Source organism: Klebsiella sp. CN_Kp100 (genome assembly GCF_040065315.1).
Lineage (GTDB): Bacteria > Pseudomonadota > Gammaproteobacteria > Enterobacterales > Enterobacteriaceae > Klebsiella > Klebsiella oxytoca.
Map to the genome: position 1 here is coordinate 142,907 of NZ_JBEAIJ010000005.1, position 24,798 is coordinate 167,704.

General features: G+C 59.8%; 20 protein-coding genes. 7 read left to right on the forward strand and 13 right to left on the reverse strand.

Annotated elements, in window-relative coordinates:
* Window position 1: 1 nt before the first annotated feature.
* From ABLV12_RS05670 to gspC, 12 genes are read right to left on the reverse strand one after another with little or no spacing between them, the layout of a single operon-like run.
* Window positions 2–760 (reverse strand): type II secretion system protein N, encoded by a 759-nt coding sequence (locus ABLV12_RS05670; protein WP_335269793.1) that lies wholly within the window; start codon window positions 758–760, stop codon window positions 2–4.
* Window positions 750–1,235, reverse strand: a complete 486-nt coding sequence (locus ABLV12_RS05675) for a type II secretion system protein M (RefSeq protein WP_064398268.1) — start codon at window positions 1,233–1,235, stop codon at window positions 750–752. The genes ABLV12_RS05670 and ABLV12_RS05675 overlap by 11 nt, the downstream gene beginning before the upstream one ends.
* Entirely contained in the window at window positions 1,228–2,424 is a 1,197-nt protein-coding gene (gene gspL / locus ABLV12_RS05680; RefSeq protein ID WP_064398266.1) for a type II secretion system protein GspL, read from the reverse strand. Before gspL ends, ABLV12_RS05675 begins: the two co-directional genes overlap by 8 nt.
* Entirely contained in the window at window positions 2,417–3,397 is a 981-nt protein-coding gene (gspK, locus tag ABLV12_RS05685) for a type II secretion system minor pseudopilin GspK (RefSeq protein WP_064398264.1), read from the reverse strand. Before gspK ends, gspL begins: the two co-directional genes overlap by 8 nt.
* A complete protein-coding gene (gene gspJ / locus ABLV12_RS05690) occupies window positions 3,394–3,990 on the reverse strand; it encodes a type II secretion system minor pseudopilin GspJ (RefSeq protein ID WP_064398262.1) in 597 nt (198 codons plus the stop codon). The genes gspK and gspJ overlap by 4 nt, the downstream gene beginning before the upstream one ends.
* A complete protein-coding gene (gene gspI / locus ABLV12_RS05695) occupies window positions 3,987–4,352 on the reverse strand; it encodes a type II secretion system minor pseudopilin GspI (RefSeq protein WP_004110668.1) in 366 nt (121 codons plus the stop codon). Before gspI ends, gspJ begins: the two co-directional genes overlap by 4 nt.
* Complete coding sequence (gspH, locus tag ABLV12_RS05700) at window positions 4,349–4,861, reverse strand: type II secretion system minor pseudopilin GspH (RefSeq protein ID WP_325906086.1); 513 nt, start codon at window positions 4,859–4,861, stop codon at window positions 4,349–4,351. The genes gspI and gspH overlap by 4 nt, the downstream gene beginning before the upstream one ends.
* Window positions 4,861–5,283 carry a type II secretion system major pseudopilin GspG gene (gene gspG / locus ABLV12_RS05705; RefSeq protein WP_004110681.1) on the reverse strand — a complete coding sequence of 141 codons (423 nt, stop codon included), beginning with the start codon at window positions 5,281–5,283 and terminating at the stop codon, window positions 4,861–4,863. The genes gspH and gspG overlap by 1 nt, the downstream gene beginning before the upstream one ends.
* Before the next feature lie 20 nt (window positions 5,284–5,303).
* Window positions 5,304–6,506, reverse strand: coding sequence for a type II secretion system inner membrane protein GspF (gene gspF / locus ABLV12_RS05710; protein WP_017144958.1), 1,203 nt, complete (start codon window positions 6,504–6,506; stop codon window positions 5,304–5,306).
* Window position 6,507: 1 nt separating this feature from the next.
* Window positions 6,508–8,001 (reverse strand): type II secretion system ATPase GspE, encoded by a 1,494-nt coding sequence (gspE, locus tag ABLV12_RS05715; RefSeq protein WP_160886603.1) that lies wholly within the window; start codon window positions 7,999–8,001, stop codon window positions 6,508–6,510.
* A complete protein-coding gene (gene pulD / locus ABLV12_RS05720) occupies window positions 7,998–9,980 on the reverse strand; it encodes a GspD family T2SS secretin variant PulD (protein WP_004107980.1) in 1,983 nt (660 codons plus the stop codon). The genes gspE and pulD overlap by 4 nt, the downstream gene beginning before the upstream one ends.
* On the reverse strand, window positions 9,981–10,820 hold the full coding sequence (gene gspC, locus ABLV12_RS05725; protein ID WP_348866895.1) for a type II secretion system protein GspC: 840 nt from the start codon (window positions 10,818–10,820) through the stop codon (window positions 9,981–9,983).
* Window positions 10,821–11,173: 353 nt separating this feature from the next.
* Between gspC and pulA the strand changes: the two genes are divergently transcribed.
* A complete protein-coding gene (pulA, locus tag ABLV12_RS05730; protein WP_325906091.1) occupies window positions 11,174–14,446 on the forward strand; it encodes a pullulanase-type alpha-1,6-glucosidase in 3,273 nt (1,090 codons plus the stop codon).
* A 71-nt stretch (window positions 14,447–14,517) separates the two neighbouring features.
* Entirely contained in the window at window positions 14,518–15,042 is a 525-nt protein-coding gene (gene gspB / locus ABLV12_RS05735; RefSeq protein WP_160886599.1) for a type II secretion system assembly factor GspB, read from the forward strand.
* A gap of 29 nt (window positions 15,043–15,071) precedes the next feature.
* Here gspB and pulS read toward each other — a convergent pair whose 3' ends face one another.
* Window positions 15,072–15,449, reverse strand: coding sequence for a GspS family T2SS pilot lipoprotein variant PulS (pulS, locus tag ABLV12_RS05740; protein ID WP_004107976.1), 378 nt, complete (start codon window positions 15,447–15,449; stop codon window positions 15,072–15,074).
* Window positions 15,450–16,021: 572 nt separating this feature from the next.
* On the opposite strand from pulS, the gene mrcB reads away from it, so the two are divergent.
* The 5 genes from mrcB (at window position 16,022) to fhuB (ending at window position 24,756) form a co-directional block, all read left to right on the forward strand.
* Entirely contained in the window at window positions 16,022–18,565 is a 2,544-nt protein-coding gene (mrcB, locus tag ABLV12_RS05745) for a bifunctional glycosyl transferase/transpeptidase (RefSeq protein WP_348866898.1), read from the forward strand.
* A 274-nt stretch (window positions 18,566–18,839) separates the two neighbouring features.
* Window positions 18,840–21,044, forward strand: coding sequence for a ferrichrome porin FhuA (fhuA, locus tag ABLV12_RS05750; protein WP_049129074.1), 2,205 nt, complete (start codon window positions 18,840–18,842; stop codon window positions 21,042–21,044).
* A 45-nt stretch (window positions 21,045–21,089) separates the two neighbouring features.
* Window positions 21,090–21,887, forward strand: coding sequence for a Fe3+-hydroxamate ABC transporter ATP-binding protein FhuC (fhuC, locus tag ABLV12_RS05755; protein WP_004107972.1), 798 nt, complete (start codon window positions 21,090–21,092; stop codon window positions 21,885–21,887).
* A complete protein-coding gene (gene fhuD, locus ABLV12_RS05760; protein ID WP_195440235.1) occupies window positions 21,887–22,777 on the forward strand; it encodes a Fe(3+)-hydroxamate ABC transporter substrate-binding protein FhuD in 891 nt (296 codons plus the stop codon). Before fhuC ends, fhuD begins: the two co-directional genes overlap by 1 nt.
* Window positions 22,774–24,756, forward strand: coding sequence for a Fe(3+)-hydroxamate ABC transporter permease FhuB (gene fhuB, locus ABLV12_RS05765; RefSeq protein ID WP_325906094.1), 1,983 nt, complete (start codon window positions 22,774–22,776; stop codon window positions 24,754–24,756). Before fhuD ends, fhuB begins: the two co-directional genes overlap by 4 nt.
* The last annotated feature ends 42 nt before the right edge of the window (window positions 24,757–24,798 follow it).

Consider the following 24,798-nt stretch of genomic DNA (forward strand, 5'->3'; position numbering starts at 1 on the left):
GCTATTTTTTCTCCTCGGATAGCCACTGTCCCTGCCACTGCCACGGCGTGCGCCCCTGCTTATCTTTACGGCCGGTTTGCGCAACCAGCAGCGTCAGCAGCGCCGGAGCCGCCTGACGGGTTTGCAGCATGCCGTTAAACGTATAGCGCCCGTCGGGCGTCAGAACGCCCTGTCCGGTGAGGCTAAGCTGATGGGAATCCTGGGTCAGGGCGATAGCCAGCGCGCCCGCCGGGGTGCAGCTTAGTTTGCCGCTAACCTGGGCCAGTTCGAGCGAACCGGCGGGGGAGGTGAGCGCCGCATCCTGCCACTGCACGGCGCCCGCGCTTATCTGTCGGCAGCCGCCAGCGTTAAAACGGGCTTCCGGTAGCGTCAGCATCACCTGGCCACGAGCTTCCAGCGGTATCCCGAGCGCCAGCCGCTGGCCGATCGTCCGGGCCGGAATCACGAGTCGGCCCTCGAGCACCACAAACTCGTTCAGGCCGTGCAGCCAGGTCTGGCCGCGCAGGCCGGAGGGGGCGCTAAACGCGATATGCCAGCCGGGAAGCCACGACGAAAAGCCAAACTCCCAGCGTAAATGGGCGATGTCAAAACCGCGCCAGCTGGCCTGACGGGCTTCTCCTTGCCACAGGGTGCCCGTGGTTTCGCCGAGCCGCGCGCCTTCCGGCAGCGCCAGGGCCAGCAGTCTCGCTGGCGCGCTAAGCAGCAGCCAGAAGAGATAGACCGCCGCCAGCAGCAGGCCGATAGTGATTTTATTTTTCATCGCTGCGCTCCAGCACCAGCGTAGTGACGGTGACCCGGCCGGGCTGCTGCGCCACGGCGGCCACCGTCAGCGTAACGGTGGTCATCCCCACCTGCCCCAGCGCGTCGAGCCATGCCATCAGCGCCTGAAAATCGGCGGGCTGCACGCTAAGGCCCAGGCGAGCTCCCTGCGGCTGCAGGCGAACGATGGCGATCCCGTGGCGGGCGGCTTCGCGCATAATCACCGTTGATGGCTCTTGCGGCGCGGCAGGCGATTTCTGCTGGCGAAGCTGCTGCAGAAGGGGAGTCTGCTGGCGCATCCACTGCAGACTGGCCTGCTCTCGGGTCAGCGTTTGCCGCCACTGCGTCTCGCGACTTTGCCAGGGCTGCCATAAAGCGTAATAGACCAGGCCGATAATCAGCATCACGCCCATGCCCAGCAGCAGATGCCGTTCGCGGCGCGTACGCTGTTGCCATAAGGTCATCAGGTTATGCATCGTTATCCTCCAGCGTCAGACGCCCTTCAATACCGTCGGCGTGCGGTTTCATTTCCCCGCTCTGCACGCGGAAGCCGGCCCGCGCCCGCTGGCTGAACTGCTCCAGAGCCTGCGATGAGACGGCGGATATCTCCAGCTGCAGCGCGTTGCGCCCGGCATCATAGCTCAGGGTTCGCAGGCGAATGCCCGGCGTTTCAGCAATGATTTGCTGCAGAGCGCCGAGCTGCGAGATGATCGCCGGCCGGGCGCTTGTGCTTGCCAGCCGACGCAGATGCTGCTGCATTTGCAGACGTGGATTGACGAGGTTTTTTTCGCTTTTGAACCACTGGCGGTAAAAGTCACGGCTGGCCTGTACCGCGGCGTCGGCCTGGCGCGCCAGCGCGAGATGGTCGTGGAGGCGATTCCCGCTCCACAGCAGCAGTAGCGCCAGCGCAGCGGCGAGAGCCGGGCGCCAGCGTCGGGGCGTCGGCGCCCGGCGGCGTTCAGGGGCAAAATCGCCCTGGCATAAGCAGGTTTTACGCGCCTGCGGGTTGCTCGCCGCCAGCTCCAGCAAATCCTGCGTCGGCAGAGGTTGCCACGGTGCGGCAATATCCGGCGGCGGCGAGTAGCAGGCGATGGGCGCGAGGTCAGGCCAGTGAACCAGCAGTTCGCCGAGCCATGAGGTTTCCACCGCCATACCGCTCTCCGAATCGTGGCGAAACAGCCACTGCTCGCCGCAGCGTACGGCGCTCCAGCCGGTTGGGTTGTGCGGCAGGGTTAGGGCATCCGGCGTCAGTGCCAGCACGTTGAGTCCGAGTTGTTCGCACCAGGCCTGCCAGGCGCGCATCTTCTCCCGCCCGACCACCGCCACGGCACAATCGCTTTTATCCCGGTGGAGCAGGGCAAAATGGCTCTCCTCGACCTCTGTTGCCAGCTGTTCTTCGAGTAAAAACGCCAGGGCCTGCTGCGCATTTCGGCGCACGCCGGCGGGCAGAGTAACGCGATGAAACGCGCAGTCGCTGGCGGGCACCAGCACCCAGGCCGGATAATGTTGCGCCAGCAGGTTGAGCGTCGGATCGCCAGCGTCAGGATGCCATTCTCCGCTCTGCGCCTCGTCGCCCGGCGCGGCCAGCCGCCATATCGCCGTCGCGGCATCAGGATTGAGGCGAATAATCAGCACGGTGGCGGAAGAGGTATGGTGGTTATTCATCGGCTACCCAATAGATTCCATAGCGCCGCTGGACGACGCCGAAGGTTCGCCCCTGCTTTTGCAGGAGGCTACGTTGCTGATAGCGGGCGCTGCCCATCACTACGCTGAAGGTGGCGATAAAACGCTCGCTGCGCACCGTCAGCCACGGACGCGCGGCGGCGGTATCGGTTTTTTGTAGTATCGGCTGCGACAGGAAAGCGGCGACGCTGCTCCAGCCGGTGGCCGCGCGCGCCTGCAGCAGCTGCCGGGCTTCGGCAAGGGTGAGTTCAGCCGGGAAGAGCGCCGACAGTAGCGCGGCCTGAGCGGGCTGCAGGGTATTGACGTTCACCTGCAGCGCATCGTCCGGAGGCGCGCAGACGTAGGGCAGCAGACGCTGATAGAGCGTCGCGTCCATCCCGGCCAGCAGGCGCAGTTCGCTGACATCCTGCAGCGGCTGATTGCCGCTCAGATAGCCGGGGGATTGCGCCATATAGACTTCATCTTCCGCGCCGTTCAGCAGCGGCTGGCGATCGCTGTCCACCCAGTCGCGCAGGGCGGCGGTCAGCTGTAAGGCGCGCAGCGGCTCGCTGCCGAGATTCTCCAGCAGTCGGGTAAAAACCTGTGCGGGATAAGGGATTTCAACGCTTTCGTCGCCGCTGAGCTGGTTAATGGCGTTGAGGTTGAAGCAGGCCTGAGCGTCGGTAATCGTGGCGTAGATCTCGCCGTCATTGAGCGTAAAACGTCGCCCCTGCTGGGCCCAGTTCTGCGCCAGATGGGTTTGGTTCGGCGAGTCGAGCGCGTCGCGTTGTAGCAACGCCGCCGTCAGGGTTTCCGCCCCCAGCGCGTACCATTTGGCCTGCAGGTTATCGAGGGTCGTCGCGGTTTGCTGATACATCCGCGCGCTGCGCTCGGTCATGGCGCTCGCCAGCACCATCATCAGAGCGAGGATCAGCAGCACCATAAGCAGGGCGACGCCGCGCTGGCGGGTATTCATTGGCTGCCTCCCGGCGTAAGCAGAAACAGCCTTCGGATCTCGCCGTATGGCTCCAGCGTCAGGGTGACCTCCAGCCCCTGGGGCAGCCTCTGCGGCTGCTGCCATTCATCCAGCCAGCGGCCGCTGGCGTAAAAGCGCAGACGAAACGCCTGCACGTTGCGCTGCATAACGGTCACCGTAGGCAGACTACCTGGCAGCGGGTCCTGCTGGTCGTAGCTCAGGCGCTCCAGGTGGCTGCCGCGCAGGCGGTAGCTGACGTTCTGAATTTCCGAACGCGGCAGAAGCCCCAGAGGGTTGGGCCAACCGTTGCGGCTAAAAGCGATCGCCCAGTCGTCGCTGCCGAGCTGAAAGCGTCCGGCAAAAAACAGGCTCGCGCTGTCGCGGCTGCGGCGGGGAATGATTTGGCTAAAGTCCGCCGCCATCTGGCTGAACGTTTGCTGCAGCGTCTGGATGCGCTCGCCTTTATCGCGGGTGAGCGTATCGGCGCGCATCACATTTTGCAGCACCGTGACCGCAGCGACGCTGAGCGCGGCGAGGATGGCCAACGCCAGCAGCATTTCAACGAGGGTAAATCCGTGAGCTCGCTGGATCATGGCGGCGTCACGTAGGTGCGCAGCGAAGAGACGGGCATCTTTTCGCTTTTGGCATGGCGGACCTCGACGTCCAGCGCTCGCAGCTGCGGGAGGTCGGTTTCCACGCCCTGCCAGCGAATGTGCCAGCTGACGCCCGCCGTCTGCACCGTGGTTTCCGACCAGCTCAGCGCGGGCCAGCGATTTTCCAGCCGTAGCTGCACCAGCTGATTGTCCGCCAGCCAGCCGGCCAGAATTTTCTCCTCCATTCGCCCCAGCTGGCGGGTTTGCTGGAGCGTGGCCTGCACCACCGCCAGCCCGGCAAGGGCGAAGACCACCAGCGCGACCATCACTTCTATTAGTGTCATGCCGGCCTGCTTTTTCATGGCGCCTCCTGCGGTTGAGGCTGGCTTTCGCCGCGCGCATTAAACGCGATACCCGTGGCTTCGCCGACGGTCAGCCGAAAGGGGGTCATCTCCCCGCCGGGAAAGATCAGCACATCGGGGTTGTCGCCCGGCGTCCAGGCCTCGCCCTGCGGAAAAGCGAGGCGTAGCTTGTCCCCGACGACGTTACCCGAAGTGGCGACGCGTCCGGCGCTTAGCGGCAGCCAACGATAGCCGTTCCAGTCGTTGCCGACAGAGGGGGGCTCATGGCTTTCGCGGGATTGCAGGACCAGAAACTGCCATCTATCGGGATGCACCGAGACGCCAAAAAATTGACCGGTTTGTAGACCTCGCTGCTGGACAAAGCGCAGCTGCGCCTCAAAGCGCGCCAGGGTTTGCGCCGCGCTATCATCGCGCGAGGAGGGGAAGGCCAGCAGCACCATGCCTGCGCTGACCCCCATCAGCAGCAAAATGAGCATCATCTCCAGCAACGTAAAGCCGCGCTGTCGCACTATTTTTTCCCAATCGTCCAGTTGCCGATATCGTCATTGCTCTCCGGCACGCCGTCCGGCCCGAGGCTGAAAATATCGACCTGTCCATGCTGGCCGGGGCTTAGCAGCTGGTAATCGTTGCCCCAGGGATCCTGCGGCAGACGGCGAATATAGCCGCCTTCGGGATAGTTGCGCGCGTGCGGCTCGGCCGATGGCGCGCTGACCAGCGCCTGCAGCCCCTGCTCGGTGGTGGGATAGCGGCTGTTGTCCAGTTTGTACATATCCAGCGCCCCCTCGAGCGCCACAAGATCGCTGACCACTTTTTGCCGATCGGCCTTTTCTTTGTTGCCCATCAGATTGGGCACCACGAGGCTGGCGAGTACGCCGAGGATAACAATCACCACCATGATTTCCAGTAAGGTGAAGCCGCGCTGTCGTTGCATATTTTTCTCCATTAGAACAATTACATACTCATCAGGGTATTGAGTTGCAGTATCGGTTGCAGAATGGCGAGGACGATAAACAGCACCATGCCGGCCATCGCCACTACCAGCAGGGGTTCAAACAGGCTGAGGGCCAGCTGAATTTGCGCGCTCAGATCCCGGTCCTGGTTATCTGCCGCGCGCGCCAGCATGTCGTTGAGCTCGCCGCTCTGTTCGCCGCTGGCGACCATATAGCGCATCATCGGCGGGAAAAGCTGGGTCATTTCGAGCGCGCGATGCAGGCTGACGCCTTCGCGTACCGCGTCGCTGGCGGCTTCGAGCTGGCGCTTAGCCCAGGCGTTGCTTAATACTTCCGCGCTGATGCGCATCGCCAGCAGCAGCGGAACGGCGCTGGCGTTGAGAATGCTCAGAGTACGGGCGTAGCGGGCGCTGTTAACGCTGCGCGCGACCCGGCCAATCAACGGCAGGCGCAGCAGCAGTCTGTGCCAGGCCAGCCGCTTTGCCGGCTGCCGCAGCAGGTAGCGCAGCAGCAGAGCCATGAGCATGGCGGCGAGCAGCAGCCACGGACCGGCGGCGCGCAGCATATCGCTCATCGCCATCAGCAGACGGGTAGAAAACGGCAGCGCCTGCTTAAGGTGGATAAACTGCTCGACAACCTTCGGCACCACCGTCGACAGCAGAATGACGATCACGCTGACCGCCACCAGGGTTAGCACGATGGGGTAAATCATCGCCTGCAGCAGCCGGGCGCGCAGCTGCTGGCGCTGTTCGGTGTAGTCCGCCAGCCGGTTCAGTACGCCATCAAGATGGCCGGAAGCTTCGCCGGCGGCGACCATCGCGCAGTAGAGCGCGTCGAAGCAGCCAGGGTAGCCGCGCATCGCTTCCGCCAGCGCGTGGCCTTCCAGCACTTTGCCGCGCACGCCGGCAATCAGGGTTTTCAGCTGCGGTTTCTCACACTGCTGGGCCACCGCGTCGAGCGCTTTTTCCAGCGGGATGGCGGCGGCGACCAGCGTCGCCAGCTGGCGGGTGACGAGGGCGAGATCGCGGGCGTTAGTCCGGCGGATAAAGCGCGGTTGCCCGCCGCCGGCAGCCGGGGCAATATCCAGGGCCAGCCAGTTCTTATCCCGCAGCAGCTGGCGCGCGTGGCGGGCGGAGTCCGCCTGCTGGATGCCGCGCCGGGTTTTACCCTTTTCATCAACAGCCTGATAGCGAAAAAGCGCCATGTCAGGAGGCCTCCGCGATCTGCTGTTCGGTGACCCGCAGGACCTCTTGCCAGCTGGTGATCCCCGCCAGCGCCTTTTCCCGCCCGGCATGGCGTAGGGTGATATAGTCCGCTCCCAGCTGTTGGATCAGCGTCACCTCGTTTTCGCCGCGGTGGATAGCCATGCGCACGCGATCGTCCACCAGCAATAGTTCGTGAATGCCGGTACGTCCGCGATAGCCGGTAAAGCCGCACTCGGCGCAGCCCCGGGGCTGCCAGAGCGCCGTGCCGGGGGCGATCTCCATCTGGCGGGCGGTATCGGCATTGGCCGGCTCCTGCTGGCGACAGTGCGGGCAGAGCCGGCGCACCAGCCGCTGCGACATCACCGCCAGCAGCGAGGTGGAGAGCAGAAAAGGCTCGACGCCCATATCCTGCAGGCGCGAGATGGCGCCCAGCGCGCTATTGGTATGCAGCGTTGAGAGCACCAGATGGCCGGTTAGCGAGGCCTGAACGGCGATTTGCGCCGTTTCGCCGTCGCGGATTTCGCCCACCAGCACCACGTCAGGGTCCTGGCGCAAAATGGCGCGCAGCCCGCGGGCAAAGGTCATATCGACTTTCGCGTTAACCTGAGTCTGACCGATGCCCTCCAGCTCATATTCGATAGGATCTTCAATGGTCATGATGTTGCGCTCGCGGGCATCGAGGCGGCTTAGCGCGGCGTAGAGGGTGGTGCTTTTTCCCGAGCCGGTCGGCCCGGTCACCAGCACGATGCCGTGCGGGCGAGCGATCAGTCCATCTACCTGCTGAAGCAGCGCGGGCGGCATCCCGAGGGTCAGCAGATCGAGATTAACGCTGTTTTTATCGAGCAGACGCAGCACCACGCGTTCGCCGTAGCTCGACGGCAGGGTGGAGACGCGGACATCGACGGCGCGTCCGCCAATACGCAGCGCCATGCGCCCATCCTGAGGAATGCGTTTTTCGGCGATATCAAGGCTCGCCATCACCTTAATGCGCGAGATCAGCAGCGCGGCGAGGCGGCGCTGGGGGCGCAGGATTTCGCGCAGTACGCCGTCGACGCGAAAGCGAATTTGCAGGTGGCGTTCATAGGTTTCGATATGAATATCCGACGCTTTCTCTTTGATAGCCTCGGTGAGCATGGAGTTAATCAGGCGGATGATCGGCGCGTCGTCTTCGCTATCCAGAAGATCGTCGGTGTCCGGCAGCTCTTCGGCAAGGGTGTACAGATCCAGCTCGTTGCCGATATCCGCCATCATGCGCCGCGCCTCGGCGGAGTCGCGCTGATAGCTTAGCACCAGCAGCTTTTCGAACGCCTCTGCTTCCAGTCGTTCCAGGCTGAACGGCATCCCGGCCACCCGGCGAGCTTCCAGCAGCGTCTGCGGCGCGGTGGCGGCAAGGCAGAAAACCTCGCAGCTTGCGCCGTTGCTCAGGAGCATCACGTTGTGCGCGCGGGCGTAGCTGAAGGGGAGCAGCGGACGTCGTTCAGCGGCGGGCATCATAGATTGCCTCCCAGATTGAACGCGTCGATGGCGGCGCTGACCTGGCGGAACGCGGCGGTATCCTGGCGCGGGTAGATCTCCAGCAGATCGTTACTCAGCATCGCGTCGTTGTTCTCTTTGCCGCGCTGTTTGCTCTGGGCGTCGTTAAACGCGGTGTACTGCCCGGATGAAGCCTGACGGTACTCGTCTCGGTCGCGGATCACCGTTGGACGAATGAACAGCATCAGGTTGCGCTTGGAGACCTTTTTGCTGGTGGAGCGGAACAGCGCGCCAATCACCGGGATATCGCCGAGCAGAGGGACTTTATCGGCGGTGTCGGAGACGCTTTTATCCAGCAGGCCGCCGACGACCACCGTTTCGCCGCTGCCGACCAGTACGGCGTTATTCACCGTACGGGTATTGAAGGTCGCGCCGAGATCCGAACTGGTGCTGGAGGCGGCATCCGCCACGCTCGATACCTCCTGTTCGATCTCCAGCAGGACCGAATCGCCTTCGTTAATTTGCGGCTTTACCTTCAGCTTGATGCCGACGGTTTTACGCTCGACGGTATTGAAGATGTTATCGCCGGAGGTGGTTTGCGAGCCGGTCAGCACCGGGACTTCCTGGCCGACGTTAAAGGTGGCCTCCATGTTGTCGAGGGTGACAATGCTCGGCGTGGCGAGAATATCGTTCTTGGTGCTGCTTGAGAGTGCGGTGAGCAGCATTGCCCAGTTGCCCTGGTAGAAGCCGGCGGCAATGCCGTTGAAGGAGCTAAGGGCGCTGGCCAGGGAGCTGCTGACGGTGCCGTCTTTGTTGTACTGGTTGGCCCCGGCGATGGCCGTAGATATTGGCAGACCGCTGTTGGTGAACTGGGTCATCCCGGCGTTTTTATTGGCCCACTGGATGCCGAGGTTAAGACCGTCAGCGTCCTGCACTTCGGCGATGATCGCCTCCACCAGCACCTGTGGACGGCGGATATCCAACTGATCGATTACCCGTTCAAGATCGTTCATCACGTCAGGGGCGGCGGTGACAATCAGGGCGTTGGTCTGTCCGTGCGCTTTGATAATAATATTTTTATCCAGCGCCGCCACTGGCTTCGCGGCCTGCTTTTCGCTCTGCATCGTGCTGCTGATGCCGGTCAGCACTTCGACCAGGTCGGCGGCTTTGGCGTATTTCAGATAGATCACTTTGGTGTTGCCCTGCGTCGCCTGTTGGCGATCGAGCTGCTTAATCATGGCGACGATCCGCTGGCGCGAGTTGGGCTCGCCGCTGACCAGCACCGCGTTGGTGCGCTCGTCGGCCACCACGTTGGCGACCATCGAGCCGGGCAGGGCCGATTTGCTGGTATCTTTGTTGAGTTCAGTCACCAGCTTGACCACATCGGCGGCGGAGGCCCATGAGAGGGGAACTGTCACCACGCTGCGGTCTCCGGCGTTATCGACGCGTTCGACGATGGTCAACAGACGCTTGATCACCGCCGCGCGGCCGGTCATCAGCAGGACGTTGGAGGGTTCATAGTGCACCACGCTGCCCGCGCCGGCGTTATCGTTAAGCTGGCGCAGCAGCGGCGCCAGATCGCGGGCGGCGACGTTAGTCAGCGGCACGACGCGGGTGACGACCTCATCGCCAGTACCCGGTGCGGCATCGCTCGCCACCGGCACCGCGGCGGTTTTCGCATCCTTCGAACGAACGACTTTCAGGACGCCGTTATTCATATTAATCACCGCGAAGCCATAGACATCGAGGACGCTGAGGAAAAATTGATAATATTGCTCTTCGTTGAGCATATCGTAGCTACGTACGGTAATGGTGCCGCGTACGCTGGGATCGATAATGACCGTTTTATTCAGGTTTTTACTGACCGTATTGATAAATTCCTGAATATCGGTGCCCTTAAAGCTGGCGGAAAACTCTTCCGCCGCGGCCGGTTTGAATATCAGCGCGGCGAATATCAGCAGCGTCAGGAAAAATGGGCGGGTAACGTTGGTGATGATCAATTATTCATCCCTCAGATCTAGAGAAATATCTTGGTTCTGGCCGTCGCGTTCAACGGTAAGGGTTATTTCGGTTAATTCCGGTAGCTGAGCTAATGCCTGGCGAGACTGTTCTTTATCGCGGAGATCCAGGCCGTTCAGGGCAATCGCCAGATCGTTTTCCTTGAGACCCGCCTGGCGAAATAACGCCGGTTTTTTTCCCGCATTCAGGCGATATCCGCTGAGCTTGTCGTTGACCATGACCGGCGAAATATTGAGGTAATGAAGAATATTTTGCGGCTGCGCGCGGAGCTCCTGCGCCAATTGGCCGGCTGGCGGCGCGGCGCTATTTTTGCCGGCGGCGGGCAGGTCGTTAAACAGCGGGATAGCCTCATTTCTGCCGCGGTAATTAACAATCAGGCGGTCGGGGGAAATGGCGACAATTTTCGCCTCTCCGCCCGGCGTATTATCGCCGACTCCCAAGCTAACCTGTTGATTACCCTGCACCATGATGGCAATGGCGCGAGAGGGATCGGTACTGGCGAGCAGGCCGGTTACGCGCAGTTTGAGCGCCGAAACGGGCGCCTGCTCGAGGTTGTCGCCGTGCGCGGAGGAGGGTGTTTTCTCCGCCACGCCAAATAGCGTAAAGCGCGGCAGTGCCTTTTCCGGGGAGGGCGCGGCGGGCACCGTCGTATCGGCAGAGCTTAATGCGTTATCCGTAAAGTTTACCGGGAGAATTATTTTCCAGGTTAATTGGGCGAGCTGCTGGCAGATAAAAAATAATATGATGAACGTCACAATATGAGGTACGTAATTAATTATTTTTTTATTTGATATTGTTAATCTCATCACGGAATTAGGCATTTTTATTCCTTTGCTCATTCTATTTCCCTCAGTAAAAGGTACCGCCCTACCGATATTGGTGGGGATTTTTTTTATGGTGAGCGTGCTTATTGCGGGAATCTGCGTAGGTCGCTGCGAATGATAAAGAGTTTGGCTATTGCGGTCGTCATTCCCTTTTTATTTTTTCTCCTCCGGCCGCCTACGCCCCCACACAATGAGCGAACGGATGATTGAACCGGAGAGAGCAAGAATATCTAATTATCGACGCTTTAAAGATATGCTCGTTATTTTTTTATGGTGCTTAAATGCGCCAGGAATAGTTTCGTGTATATATCACTTCATATAATTTAATCAGCATGTATAGGGACTATCGAATGCTCAGATATACCCGTAATGCCCTGGTTCTGGGATCGCTGGTTTTACTTAGCGGCTGCGATAACGGATCCTCTTCTTCTTCCTCTGGAAATCCCGACACTCCTGGTAATCAGGATGTCGTTGTACGTTTACCTGACGTTGCCGTACCCGGCGAAGCGGCCACGGCGGCAGAAAACCAGGCGGTCATCCACCTGGTGGATATTGCCGGCATCACCAGCAACAGCGCGGCGGACTACAGCAGCAAAAACCTCTATCTGTGGAATAACGAAACCTGCGATGCGCTCAGCGCGCCGGTAGCGGACTGGAATGACGTCAGCACCACCCCGAGCGGCAGCGATAAATATGGCCCGTACTGGGTGATTCCGCTCAACAAAGAGAGCGGTTGTATCAACGTCATCGTTCGCGACGGCACCAATAAACTGATCGATAGCGATCTGCGGGTGGCGTTTGGCGACTTCACCGATCGTACGGTATCGGTGATCGCCGGTAACAGCGCGGTCTATGACTCCCGCGCCGACGCTTTCCGCGCCGCTTTTGGCGTCGCGCTGGCCGAAGCCCACTGGGTCGATAAAAATACGCTGCTGTGGCCGGGCGGACAGGACAAGCCCATTGTGCGCCTCTACTACAGCCACAGCAGTAAAGTGGCGGCGGATGGCGAAGGCAAATTTACCGACCGTTACCTAAAACTGACGCCGACTACGGTCAATCAGCAGGTCAGCATGCGTTTCCCGCATCTTTCCAGCTATGCGGCTTTTAAACTGCCGGACAATGCGAACGTTGACGAGCTGCTGCAGGGCGAAACGGTCGCCATTGCCGCCGCAGAGGACGGGATCCTGATTTCCGCCACCCAGGTGCAGACGGCGGGCGTCCTGGATGACACCTATGCCGAAGCGGCGGAAGCGCTGAGCTACGGCGCGCAGTTGACCGACGGCGGCGTCACCTTCCGCGTCTGGGCGCCGACTGCTCAGCAGGTGGATGTGGTGGTCTACAGCGCGGACAAAAAAGTGATTGGCAGCCATCCTATGACCCGCGACAGCGCTTCCGGCGCGTGGTCGTGGCAGGGGGGCAGCGATCTGAAAGGCGCGTTCTACCGCTATGCGATGACGGTTTATCACCCGCAGTCGCGCAAGGTTGAACAGTATGAAGTCACCGACCCGTATGCGCATAGCCTGTCGACCAACTCGGAGTACAGCCAGGTGGTCGATCTCAACGACAGCGCCCTGAAGCCTGACGGCTGGGATAGCCTGACGATGCCGCATGCCCAGAAGACAAAAGCGGATTTAGCGAAGATGACGATCCATGAATCGCATATTCGCGATCTCTCCGCCTGGGACCAGACCGTTCCGGCCGAACTGCGCGGTAAATATCTCGCGCTGACCGCCGGCGACAGCAATATGGTACAGCATCTGAAGAAGCTCTCCGCCTCAGGCGTCACGCACGTCGAGCTGCTGCCGGTCTTCGATCTGGCGACGGTGAACGAGTTCAGTGACAAAGTCGCCGATATTCAGCAGCCGTTCAGCCGCCTGTGCGAAGTGAACAGCGCGGTGAAAAGCAGCGAGTTCGCCGGATACTGCGACAGCGGCTCCACCGTGGAGGAGGTGCTGAACCAGCTCAGGCAGAGCGATAGCCAGGATAATCCGCAGGTACAGGCGCTGAATACGCTGGTGGCGCAGACCGACTCCTATAACTGGGGCTACGATCCGTTCCACTACACGGTTCCGGAAGGATCCTACGCGACCGATCCGGAAGGCACGACGCGCATCAAAGAGTTCCGTACCATGATTCAGGCGATCAAGCAGGATCTGGGGATGAACGTAATCATGGACGTGGTATATAACCACACCAATGCCGCGGGTCCGACCGACCGCACGTCGGTGCTGGATAAGATAGTGCCCTGGTACTATCAGCGTCTGAATGAAACCACCGGCAGCGTTGAATCCGCCACCTGCTGTTCCGACTCTGCGCCGGAGCATCGGATGTTCGCCAGGCTGATCGCCGACTCGCTGGCGGTGTGGACCACGGATTATAAAATCGATGGTTTCCGCTTCGATCTGATGGGCTATCACCCGAAAGCGCAAATTCTCTCGGCGTGGGAGCGCATTAAAGCCCTGAATCCGGATATCTACTTCTTTGGTGAAGGCTGGGATTCAAACCAGAGCGACCGCTTTGAAATCGCCTCGCAGATCAATCTGAAAGGCACCGGTATCGGGACGTTCTCCGATCGTCTGCGCGACTCCGTGCGCGGCGGCGGCCCGTTTGATTCCGGCGATGCGCTGCGTCAAAACCAGGGCGTTGGCAGCGGCGCTGGCGTATTACCAAACGAGCTCACCAGTCTGAGCGATGATCAGGTTCGTCATCTGGCCGATCTGACCCGTCTGGGGATGGCCGGTAACCTTGCTGACTTTGTGATGATCGACAAAGACGGCGCGGTGAAGAAAGGCAGCGAAATTGACTATAACGGCGCGCCTGGCGGCTATGCCGCAGATCCGACGGAAGTCGTCAACTATGTTTCGAAGCACGACAACCAGACGCTGTGGGATATGATCAGCTATAAAGCGTCCCAGGAAGCCGACCTGGCGACCCGCGTTCGCATGCAGGCCGTTTCGCTGGCAACGGTGATGCTCGGGCAGGGGATCGCTTTCGACCAGCAGGGTTCTGAATTGCTGCGCTCGAAATCCTTTACCCGCGACTCCTACGACTCCGGCGACTGGTTCAACCGCGTGGATTATTCCCTGCAGGACAATAACTACAACGTTGGTATGCCGCGCATCAGCGACGACGGCAGTAACTATGACGTGATTTCGCGCGTCAAAGATATGGTTGCCGCTCCGGGCGAAGCGGAGCTTAAGCAGATGACCGCCTTCTACCAGGAGCTGACCGAGCTGCGTAAATCCTCGCCGCTGTTCACCTTAGGTGAGGGCAGCGCGGTGATGAAGCGCGTTGATTTCCGTAATACCGGTTCAGACCAGCAGGCCGGTCTGCTGATTATGACCGTGGATGACGGGGTGAAAGCGGGCGCCAGTCTGGATAGCCGTCTTGACGGCCTGGTGGTGGCGATCAACGCTGCGCCGGAAAGCCGTACGCTGAATGAGTTTGCCGGTGAGACGCTGCAGCTGAGCGCGATCCAGCAGGCGGCGGGCGAAAATTCGCTGGCTCACGGCGTGCAGATTGCCGCAGACGGCACGGTCACCCTGCCGGCATGGTCGGTGGCGGTGCTGGAAATGCCGCAGGGCGATGCTCAGGGCGCGGGGCTGCCGGTCAGCAGCAAGTAAGACCTTAACCTCCCGGCCCGCGGCGTACAAACCGCGGGCCGGGATGGCGTGTCCTGATTAAGGAGAAAACCGTGCTTGTTCGTGAACAAGAACCGTACCCGCCGTCCAGTCCCCCGGCGGGGGGCGGGAAAATGGTGCAAATCCCCTGCGTGACCGTACCGCTGTATGCCGCGCTGCTGATTGCGCTCGGCTGGTTTGGCGGCGAGCAGTGGCGGAATAAACCCGTCCCGCAGCCGATAACGCAGCCGGTAGCCCATGCGGCGTTAGTGCCGCTGAATCAACCGGCGGTCAAAACTGCCGTCAAGCCGGTTAAAGCCGGGCCAGAAACGCAGGCCGTTGCGGAGGCGCCGATCGATGAAGATCATCTGCCGCCTCTGCGCTACAGCGCGCACGTCTACGCCACCCTGGCGGAGAAACGCAGCATTGTATTAAACGGACAATCCTGGAAGGAGGGCGACTCGCCGCTGGCGAATCTGGTTATCGAGCAGATCCAGCAGGATCTCACCGTCTTTAGCTTCAACGGTAAAACGTTTACCCTCGCGGCGCTGGATGACTGGCCGGGCGGGACGATTGAGGAGAGTCCGCAGGGAGAATAAAAATAGCGCGAGCGGAATTAAAATAATCGCTATTTATTGCCGCGCAGGCTATCAATAAATGGCGCCAGCTGGCGATTAAACTGGCTGCATTTTGTGGCTTCCGGGGTACTATCCTGCTGGAGCTGTTGATATAGCTGCGCGCTGCGCTGGCTCAGCAGATTATCATCAATATTTGCCCATCCGCGTTTTTTACCGACGTTTATTGCCGCACGGTTAATTGCGTCATCGGCAGGCAGATCGCTGCGGTTGCATTTATTCTTCAGATAGCGCGCCCCGGCGGCGACGGAGGCAAGCTGCTCAAGCTGAGCCTCACCGCTAACCGCAGGACTCAGGGTTGTCTGACGATTTTGCTGACAGCCTGAGAGCAGGGCAACCGCCATAAGCGGAAATATAATAAAGTTGCGCATAATCTATTAAGCAGAAAAATTAATTGGCTGACAGTTTAACAAATATTTTTCGGCAGTCATCAGAAAATCTGCCAAATTATAAATGTTAAGTGGCTCGCGTTTTTATCATTGCGCTCTTTTAAATCTCATTTTCTTTCATCTGGGTCGTTTCTGTTTTCCGGCGGAAATAATATTTTCCGGCCTAACTGCTTCGGTTTTTTTCTGCAGCCAGCAGAACGTCACGGGCGCACATTTTTATGTTGTTAAAAAACATCACAATTTCCCTGAGGTTGCCCGGCTAGGATGTAAAATGCTGGTTAAGAATGTCGCGGTTTAGTGCTATCCTGTATTCCCTGGACAATCCGTTCCGTGTCCCGAATAATTCTGTCGATGAAGCGTGTAACAATGTGATTTGTATGGTGAATTTTTAAAGTGAAAATCATGCGAGCGACATGATAATGCGTCGCGCAGTCCATAAATGGTTGCCTGAAAAACAACACCTTCGGGCGGCAATTTGAGAGATTTCTTCTTTCCCCCATCCGGGGAAACATTGAGAATCAGGCCTTTACGCCTGTAAGTTGCGGAGAAAAAGCATGGCGGGAGATGACCGCGAGCCGATCGGACGTAAGGGGAGACCCTCGCGCCCGGCAAAACAAAAGGTAACTCGCCGTCGGGTTCGGGAAGAGGACTACGACGACGATTACGATGATGACTATGAGGATGAAAAACCGATGCCGAGGAAAGGAAAAGGCAAAGGCGGTAAACCCCCTCGTCGTAAACGCACCTGGCTGTGGCTGCTGATTAAAATTGGGGTCGTCTGTGCGGTATTGATTGCCGCCTATGGCGTCTACCTTGACCAGAAAATCCGCAGCCGCATTGACGGGAAAGTCTGGGATCTGCCCGCGGCGGTTTATGGCCGGATGGTCAACCTTGAGCCGGATATGCAGATCAGCAAAAACGAAATGGTGCGCCTGCTTAACGCGACGCAGTATCGCCAGGTGAGCGCGATGACGCGTCCGGGGGAATATACGGTACAGGCCAACAGTATCGAGATGATCCGCCGTCCGTTCGATTTCCCGGACAGTAAAGAAGGCCAGGTGCGCGCGCGTCTGACCTTTAATGGCGATCGTCTCGACACCATCGAGAACATGGATAATAACCGCCAGTTCGGTTTCTTCCGTCTCGATCCGCGCCTGATCACCATGCTGCAATCGGCTAACGGCGAACAGCGTCTGTTTGTGAAGCGCAACGGCTTCCCGGATCTGCTGGTGGATACTCTGCTGGCGACGGAAGACCGCCATTTCTACGAACACGACGGCATCAGCCTTTACTCCATTGGCCGTGCGGTGCTGGCTAACCTGACCGCCGGTCGTACGGTGCAGGGGGCGAGTACGCTGACCCAGCAGCTGGTGAAGAACCTGTTCCTCTCCAGCGAACGTTCGTACTGGCGCAAGATTAACGAAGCCTATATGGCGCTGATCGTCGATGCCCGCTACAGCAAGGATCGTATCCTTGAGCTGTACATGAACGAGGTGTACCTCGGTCAGAGCGGCGATAACGAGATCCGCGGCTTCCCGCTGGCGAGCCTCTATTACTTTGGTCGTCCGGTGGAAGAGCTCAGCCTCGATCAGCAGGCGCTGCTGGTGGGGATGGTAAAAGGCGCGTCGGTTTACAACCCGTGGCGTAACCCGAAGCTGGCGCTGGAGCGACGCAACCTCGTGCTGCGTCTTCTGCAGCAGCAGCAGGTTATCGATCAGGAGCTGTATGACATGCTCAGCGCGCGTCCGCTGGGCGTACAGCCGCGCGGTGGGGTGATCTCTCCGCAGCCGGCGTTTATGCAGATGGTGCGTCAGGAGCTGCAGGCGAAACTGGGCGATAAAGTCAAAGATCTCTCCGGCGTGAAGATCTTTACCACCTTCGATTCCGTGGCGCAGGATGCGGCGGAAAAAGCGGCGATAGAGGGTATTCCGGCGCTGAAGAAACAGCGTAAGCTACCGGATCTGGAAACCGCGATGGTGGTTGTCGACCGCTTCACCGGCGAAGTACGGGCGATGGTCGGCGGGGCGGAGCCGCAGTTTGCTGGCTATAACCGCGCAATGCAGGCGCGCCGTTCGATTGGCTCGCTGGCAAAACCGGCGACCTATCTGACCGCGCTAAGTCAGCCGAATCAGTATCGTCTCAATACCTGGATCGCCGATGCGCCTATCTCGATTCGTCTGTCTAACGGTCAGACGTGGTCGCCGCAGAACGACGATCGTCGCTACAGCGAGAGCGGGAAGGTAATGCTGGTTGACGCGCTGACGCGTTCAATGAACGTGCCGACGGTGAATCTCGGGATGGCGCTGGGCCTGCCGGCGGTGGTTGATACCTGGACTAAGCTGGGCGCGCCCAGGAATCAGCTGAATGCGGTTCCTTCTATGCTGCTGGGGGCGCTGAACCTGACGCCGATTGAAGTGGCGCAGGCGTTCCAGACCATTGCCAGCGGTGGCAACCGCGCGCCGCTGTCAGCGCTGCGTTCGGTGATCGCTGAAGATGGTACCGTACTCTATCAAAGCTATCCGCAGGCGGAACGGGCGGTACCGGCGCAGGCAGCTTATATGACGCTCTGGACTATGCAGCAGGTGGTGCAGCGCGGTACCGGTCGTCAGCTGGGCGCGAAGTATCCGGGCCTGCATCTGGCGGGTAAAACCGGGACCACCAACAACAACGTTGATACCTGGTTTGCCGGTATTGACGGCGGTCAGGTGACCATTACCTGGGTGGGACGCGATAATAACCAGCCGACTAAGCTGTACGGCGCCAGCGGCGCAATGTCGATTTACCAGCGCTATCTGGCTAACCAGACGCCGACTCCGCTGGTCCTGACTCCGCCGGAAGATGTGGTGGATATGGGCGTCGATAGCAGCGGTAACTTTGTCTGCAGCGGCGGCATGCGTTCGCTTCCGGTATGGACGACCTCGCCGGACGCGCTTTGCCGCCAGGGCGAACTGATTCAACAGCAGCAGCTCCAGCAGCAGCAGGCGAATAATCCGTTCAATCAGTCCGGGCAACAGCAGCAAAATCAGCAGCAACCGCCGAAGCAGGAGAAGAGCGATGGCGTAGCGGGCTGGATTAAAGATATGTTCGGCGGTAATTAACTCGTCGTTGCATCCTGAAAGCCGGCGCCTTGTTGGTTGAATGGGTGCAGGAATAGTGGCCCTCTAATACCTCAGTATTAGAGGGCCTTTTTATATCTGTAAATTAATTAACAGCCTTATAACCCCACAATTACCGTCTGGTTATTTATTCATCCTTTGATAGCCCGCAGGGGGCATATTTCTTGCCTTGCCGCGCTCGTTTCGCCTATTATGTCAGCCGTTATAATAATAATTCTCGTTTACGTTATCATTCACTTCTATCAGAGATATACCCATGGCGCGTCTTAAAACTGCTCAGCCAAATCACTCGCTGCGTAAAATCGCAGCTGTAGTAGCCACGGCGGTTAGCGGCATGTCTGTTTATGCACAGGCGGCAGTTGAACCGAAAGAAGAAACCATTACCGTAACCGCCGCTCCGGCTCCGCAGGAGAGCGCCTGGGGACCGGCAGCGACCATCGCGGCGAAACATTCGGCTACCGCAACAAAAACCGATACACCCATCGAAAAAACGCCGCAGTCTATTTCCGTGGTGACCCGCCAGGAAATGGAGATGAAGCAGCCGACGACGGTCAAAGAAGCGCTGGCCTATACCCCTGGCGTATTCTCGACCCGCGGCAGCTCAACCACCTATGATGTGGTGACGATTCGTGGTTTCACCACCTCAACGACGGTGAATACCAACCAGTATCTGGATGGGATGAAGCTGCAGGGCAATAACTATTCTGAAGTCTCAATGGACCCTTATTTCCTCGAACGCGTGGAAGTGATGCGCGGGCCAACGTCGGTGCTGTACGGCAACAGCAACCCTGGCGGCATCGTCAGCATGGTCAGCAAGCGTCCGACGACTGAACCGCTGAAAGAAATCCAATTTAAAATGGGTACCGATAACCTGTGGCAGACGGGCTTTGATTTCAGCGATGCCATTGATGAAGACGGCGTGTGGTCATATCGTCTGACCGGTTTAGGCCGCAGCCAGGATGCCCAGCAGCAGATGGCGAAATCAACCCGCTATGCGGTCGCTCCTTCCTTTAGCTGGCGTCCGGATGACAAAACGGACTTCACTTTCCTGAGTAATTTCCAGAGCGATCCGTATGCCGGGTATTACGGCTGGCTGCCGCGTGAAGGGACGGTAGTACCCTATTACGACGCCAACGGTAAGGCGCATAAGCTGCCGACGGACTTTAACGAAGGCGAAGCGAATAATAAGATGTCTCGCCGTCAGCAGATGGTTGGCTACAGCTTCTCGCATCAGTTCGATGACACTTTCACCGTGCGTCAGAACCTGCGTTATGCCAACGTCCATACTCTGTATCGTTCAGTCTATGGCAACGGATATACGCCGACAGGCAAAATAAACCGTGCGTATGTTCGCTCCGATGAGAACCTTAATACGTTTACCGTTGATACCCAGCTGCAGTCTGATTTCGCTACCGGCGCGGTAGGGCACACCCTGTTAACCGGCGTAGACTATTCGCGCATGCGCAATGATGTGAACGCGGATTACGGGACGGCTTCCGCGATTGATATGCAGAACCCGCAGTATGGCAATGCAAACGTGAGCGTTAACTTCCCCTATTCAGTGCTGAACCGTATGGAGCAGACCGGTCTCTATGCCCAGGATCAGATGGCGTGGGATAAGTGGGTGATGACGCTGGGGGGCCGCTACGACTATGCGATGGCTTCAACCCTGACGCGCCCTGCGAATACCCTCGCCAAAAATCACGATCAGCAATTCACCTGGCGCGGCGGCATTAACTATCTGTTTGATAATGGTATCTCGCCATACTTCAGCTACAGCCAGTCTTTTGAGCCGGTTTCCGGATCGTCGCGGGATGGCAAACCTTTCGATGCTTCCCACGGCGAGCAGTATGAAGCCGGCGTGAAGTACGTACCGAAGGATATGCCGGTGGTGCTGACCGCCGCAGTATATCAGCTGACCAAAGATAAAAACCTGACGGCGGATCCGAACAACGCCTCATTCAGTATCCAGACGGGCGAAATCCGCTCTCGCGGGATTGAGCTGGAGGCGAAAGCGGCGGTTAATGCCAATATTAACGTGACGGCTTCTTACACCTATACGGATGCTCAGTACCAGCACGACACCACCTTTAACGGCAAGCGTCCGGCAGAAGTCCCGCGCAATATGGCCTCGCTGTGGGCAGATTATACTTTCCACGAAACCGCGCTGAGCGGCCTGACAGTGGGCGCCGGTGCTCGCTATGTCGGTTCAACGGTAAGTTATTACAAAAACGATACTTCGACCGGGAAAAAAGACGACTCCTTCAACGTCGCGGGCTACGCGTTAATGGATGCCACCGTGAAATACGATCTCGCGCGCTTTGGTTTGCCGGGCTCGTCGATCGGAGTCAACGTCAATAACCTGTTCGATCGTGAATACGTTTCCAGCTGCTACAGCGAATACGCATGTTACTGGGGCGCTGAGCGTCAGGTTGTGGCGACCGCGACTTTCCGTTTCTAACCACTTAACGGGCGCGGTTCGCCGCGCCTCTTACCAGGTTCCGTTATGCAGGAAAACATTCCGCACTCCGATACGACGTTTTCACTGGACCGCGTGACCTTCCGCGTGCCCGGCCGAACGCTGCTGCATCCTCTGTCGTTAACCTTCCCGGCGGGAAAAGTTACGGGCCTGATTGGCCATAACGGCTCCGGCAAATCGACGCTGCTGAAAATGCTTGGCCGCCATCAGCCGCCTTCGGACGGGGAGGTTTTGCTTGACGGTCAGCCGCTCGATAGCTGGGGCAGTAAAGCCTTTGCCCGCAAGGTGGCTTATCTGCCGCAGCAGTTGCCCCCGGCGGAAGGCATGACGGTGCGTGAACTGGTGGCTATCGGCCGCTACCCGTGGCATGGGGCGCTGGGGCGTTTTGGCGCGGCGGACCGGGAAAAAGTGGAAGAGGCGATTGCGCTGGTCGGGCTAAAACCGCTGGCCCATCGGCTGGTGGACAGCCTCTCCGGCGGCGAACGCCAGCGCGCGTGGATTGCCATGCTGGTGGCCCAGGATAGCCGCTGCCTGCTGCTCGATGAACCCACCTCGGCGCTGGATATCGCCCACCAGGTGGATGTGCTGGCGCTGGTTCATCGCCTGAGCCAGCAGCGCGGGCTGACGGTGATCGCCGTACTGCATGATATCAATATGGCGGCGCGCTACTGCGACTATCTGGTTGCGCTGCGCGGCGGTGAAATGATCGCTCAGGGAACGCCCGCGGAGCTGATGCGCAGCGAAACTCTGGAACAAATTTACGGTATCCCGATGGGGATCCTGCCGCATCCGGCTGGCGCAGCGCCGGTAAGTTTTGTCTATTGATGGAAAACCTCACACTCATCACGCGGCGGCGCCTGCTGACCGCGATGGCGCTGTCGCCGCTGCTGTGGCAGATGCGCGGCGCGCGGGCGGCGGAAGTTGATCCGCAGCGTATTGTCGCGCTCGAATGGCTGCCGGTAGAGCTGCTGCTGGCGCTGGGCGTCACGCCCTACGGCGTTGCCGATATCCCTAACTACAGGCTGTGGGTCAATGAACCGGCGCTGCCTGATTCGGTGATTGATGTTGGGCTGCGCACCGAACCCAATCTGGAGCTGCTGACCCAGATGAAGCCGTCGTTTCTGGTCTGGTCGGCAGGGTACGGCCCGGCGGCGGAAAAGCTGGCGCTTATTGCGCCCGGACGAGGATTCACCTTCAGCGACGGCAAGCGTCCGCTGATGATGGCTCAGCAGTCGCTTAGCGAAATGGCTGACCTGATCGGCAGGCAGCAGGAAGCGAAGCGCCATCTGGCGGAATTTGACGCGCTGATGGAGAGCCTGCGTCCGCGCTTTGCCCGCCGCGGCGATCGCCCGCTGCTGATGATTACCCTGCTTGATACCCGCCACGTGCTGGTCTTTGCGCAGAACTGTCTGTTCCAGGAAGTGCTCGACCGCTTTGCCATCAAAAATGCCTGGCAGGGCGAGACCACCTTCTGGGGCAGCGTCACCGTCGGTATTGACCGGCTGGCGGCCTACAGAGATGCCGACGTTATCTGCTTCGATCACGGCAATGCGCGGGAGATGGCGCAGCTCACGGCGACGCCGCTGTGGCAAGCGATGCCGTTTGTTCGCGCAGGGCGTTTTCAGCGCGTCCCGGCGGTATGGTTCTATGGCGCGACGCTATCGGCGATGCATTTTGCCCGCGTGCTGGCCGACGCTCAGGGGGGCCCGGTGTGAGATCGCGTATTTCGCCTTTGGCGACATCTCTGCTGTTAACTCTGCTTATCGTCGCTGCTGCGCTGACGCTGTTCAACCTCAACGTGGTGCTGCCGCGAAGCGAATGGGGGCAGGCGCTGTGGCAGCCTAATATCGATAATATCGCTCAGATGCTGTTCCACTACAGCCTGCTGCCGCGGCTGGTTATATCGTTGCTCGTCGGCGCCGGGCTGGGGCTGGTGGGCGTGCTGTTCCAGCAGGTGCTACGTAACCCGCTGGCGGAACCGACGACGCTCGGCGTAGCGACCGGGGCGCAGCTGGGCATGACGGTCACCACGCTGTGGGCGATCCCTGGCGTGCTGGCGTCGCAGTTCGCCGCGCTTGCCGGAGCGTGCATTGTCGGCGCGCTGGTGTTTGGTGTGTCGTGGGGCAAACGCCTCTCGCCGGTGACGTTGATTCTGGCTGGGCTGGTAGTCAGCCTGTACTGCGGCGCGCTTAATCAACTGATGGCGATCTTCCATCACGATCAGCTGCAAAGTATGTTCCTGTGGAGCACCGGAACCCTGACCCAGACCGACTGGAGCGTGGCGCAGCGACTGTGGCCGCAGCTGCTGGGCGGAGCCATTTTAACGCTGCTGCTGCTGCGTCCGCTGACCCTGATGGGGCTGGACGACGGCGTGGCGCGCAACCTCGGACTGGCGCTCTCGCTGGCACGGCTGGGGGCGTTGACCCTGGCGATTGTCATCAGCGCCCTGTTGGTGAATGCGGTGGGGATTATTGGCTTTATCGGCCTGTTCGCGCCGCTGCTGGCGAAGATGCTGGGCGCTCGTCGTCTGCTATCGCGCTTGCTGCTGGCGGCGCTGATTGGCGCGCTGCTGCTGTGGCTCTCCGATCAGGTTATCCTCTGGCTGGCCCGGGTGTGGATGGAAGTCTCCACCGGTTCGGTAACCGCCCTGATTGGCGCGCCGCTGCTGCTATGGCTGCTGCCGCGCCTGCGCAGCATTAGCGCGCCGGTGATGAACGGTGGCGCCAGGGTGCAGGCTGAACGGCAACATGTGCTGTGGTTCGCGCTGGGCGGGCTGGCGCTGCTGCTGCTGGCCATCGTCGCTGCGCTGGCTTTCGGCCGCGATGCGCAGGGCTGGCACTGGGCCAGCGGTACGCTACTGGATGAGCTAATGCCCTGGCGCTGGCCGCGCATTCTGGCGGCGCTGTTCGCTGGCGTAATGCTGGCGGTAGCGGGCTGCATTATCCAGCGTTTGACCGGTAATCCGATGGCCAGTCCGGAAGTGCTCGGCATCAGCTCAGGCGCGGCGTTTGGCGTGGTGGTGATGCTGTTCTTTGTGCCGGGGAATGCCTTTGGCTGGCTGCTGCCCGCCGGTAGCCTCGGAGCGGCGGCGACGCTGCTGATCATCCTGATTGCCGCCGGGCGCGGCGGGTTCTCGCCGCATCGCATGCTGCTGGCAGGGATGGCGCTGAGCACGGCGTTTACCATGCTGCTGATGATGCTGCAGGCCAGCGGCGATCCGCGAATGGCGCAGATCCTGACGTGGATTTCCGGCTCAACCTACAGCGCCACGCCGGAACTCGTGATGCGCAGCGGTGCGGTGATGCTTGCTCTGCTTACGCTGACGCCATTTTGCCGACGCTGGCTGACGATTCTGCCGCTGGGCGGCGAGGCGGCGAGGGCGGTCGGCATGGCGCTGACGCCGTCACGTATCGGGCTACTGCTGCTGGCGGCATGTTTGACCGCGGCCGCAACGCTAACGATTGGCCCCCTCAGCTTCGTGGGGTTAATGGCACCGCATATTGCGCGTATGATGGGATTCCGGCGTACGATGCCGCATATGGCGATTTCCGGCCTGATTGGCGGGGTGCTGCTGGTGTTCGCCGACTGGTGCGGCCGGATGCTGATGTTTCCGTATCAGATCCCGGCGGGATTGCTGTCGACGTTTATCGGCGCGCCGTACTTTATCTATCTGTTGAGAAAGCAGAGTCGGTAGCTTTTCATCATCGCGATGCCCGGCGGGCGTCGCGATGTTATC

What these genes read in the sequence shown, in the direction of transcription:
- ABLV12_RS05670 (WP_335269793.1), bottom strand. Translation starts at nt 760, where the DNA reads ATGAAAAATAAAATCACTATCGGCCTGCTGCTGGCGGCGGTCTATCTC.
- mrcB (WP_348866898.1), top strand. Translation starts at nt 16,022, where the DNA reads ATGGCGGGAGATGACCGCGAGCCGATCGGACGTAAGGGGAGACCCTCG.
- gspG (WP_004110681.1), bottom strand. Translation starts at nt 5,283, where the DNA reads ATGCAACGACAGCGCGGCTTCACCTTACTGGAAATCATGGTGGTGATT.
- gspK (WP_064398264.1), bottom strand. Translation starts at nt 3,397, where the DNA reads ATGAATACCCGCCAGCGCGGCGTCGCCCTGCTTATGGTGCTGCTGATC.
- gspJ (WP_064398262.1), bottom strand. Translation starts at nt 3,990, where the DNA reads ATGATCCAGCGAGCTCACGGATTTACCCTCGTTGAAATGCTGCTGGCG.
- gspC (WP_348866895.1), bottom strand. Translation starts at nt 10,820, where the DNA reads ATGCCTAATTCCGTGATGAGATTAACAATATCAAATAAAAAAATAATT.
- gspF (WP_017144958.1), bottom strand. Translation starts at nt 6,506, where the DNA reads ATGGCGCTTTTTCGCTATCAGGCTGTTGATGAAAAGGGTAAAACCCGG.
- pulA (WP_325906091.1), top strand. Translation starts at nt 11,174, where the DNA reads ATGCTCAGATATACCCGTAATGCCCTGGTTCTGGGATCGCTGGTTTTA.
- gspE (WP_160886603.1), bottom strand. Translation starts at nt 8,001, where the DNA reads ATGATGCCCGCCGCTGAACGACGTCCGCTGCTCCCCTTCAGCTACGCC.
- gspL (WP_064398266.1), bottom strand. Translation starts at nt 2,424, where the DNA reads ATGAATAACCACCATACCTCTTCCGCCACCGTGCTGATTATTCGCCTC.
- ABLV12_RS05675 (WP_064398268.1), bottom strand. Translation starts at nt 1,235, where the DNA reads ATGCATAACCTGATGACCTTATGGCAACAGCGTACGCGCCGCGAACGG.
- fhuC (WP_004107972.1), top strand. Translation starts at nt 21,090, where the DNA reads ATGCAGGAAAACATTCCGCACTCCGATACGACGTTTTCACTGGACCGC.
- pulS (WP_004107976.1), bottom strand. Translation starts at nt 15,449, where the DNA reads ATGCGCAACTTTATTATATTTCCGCTTATGGCGGTTGCCCTGCTCTCA.
- gspI (WP_004110668.1), bottom strand. Translation starts at nt 4,352, where the DNA reads ATGAAAAAGCAGGCCGGCATGACACTAATAGAAGTGATGGTCGCGCTG.
- fhuD (WP_195440235.1), top strand. Translation starts at nt 21,887, where the DNA reads ATGGAAAACCTCACACTCATCACGCGGCGGCGCCTGCTGACCGCGATG.
- fhuA (WP_049129074.1), top strand. Translation starts at nt 18,840, where the DNA reads ATGGCGCGTCTTAAAACTGCTCAGCCAAATCACTCGCTGCGTAAAATC.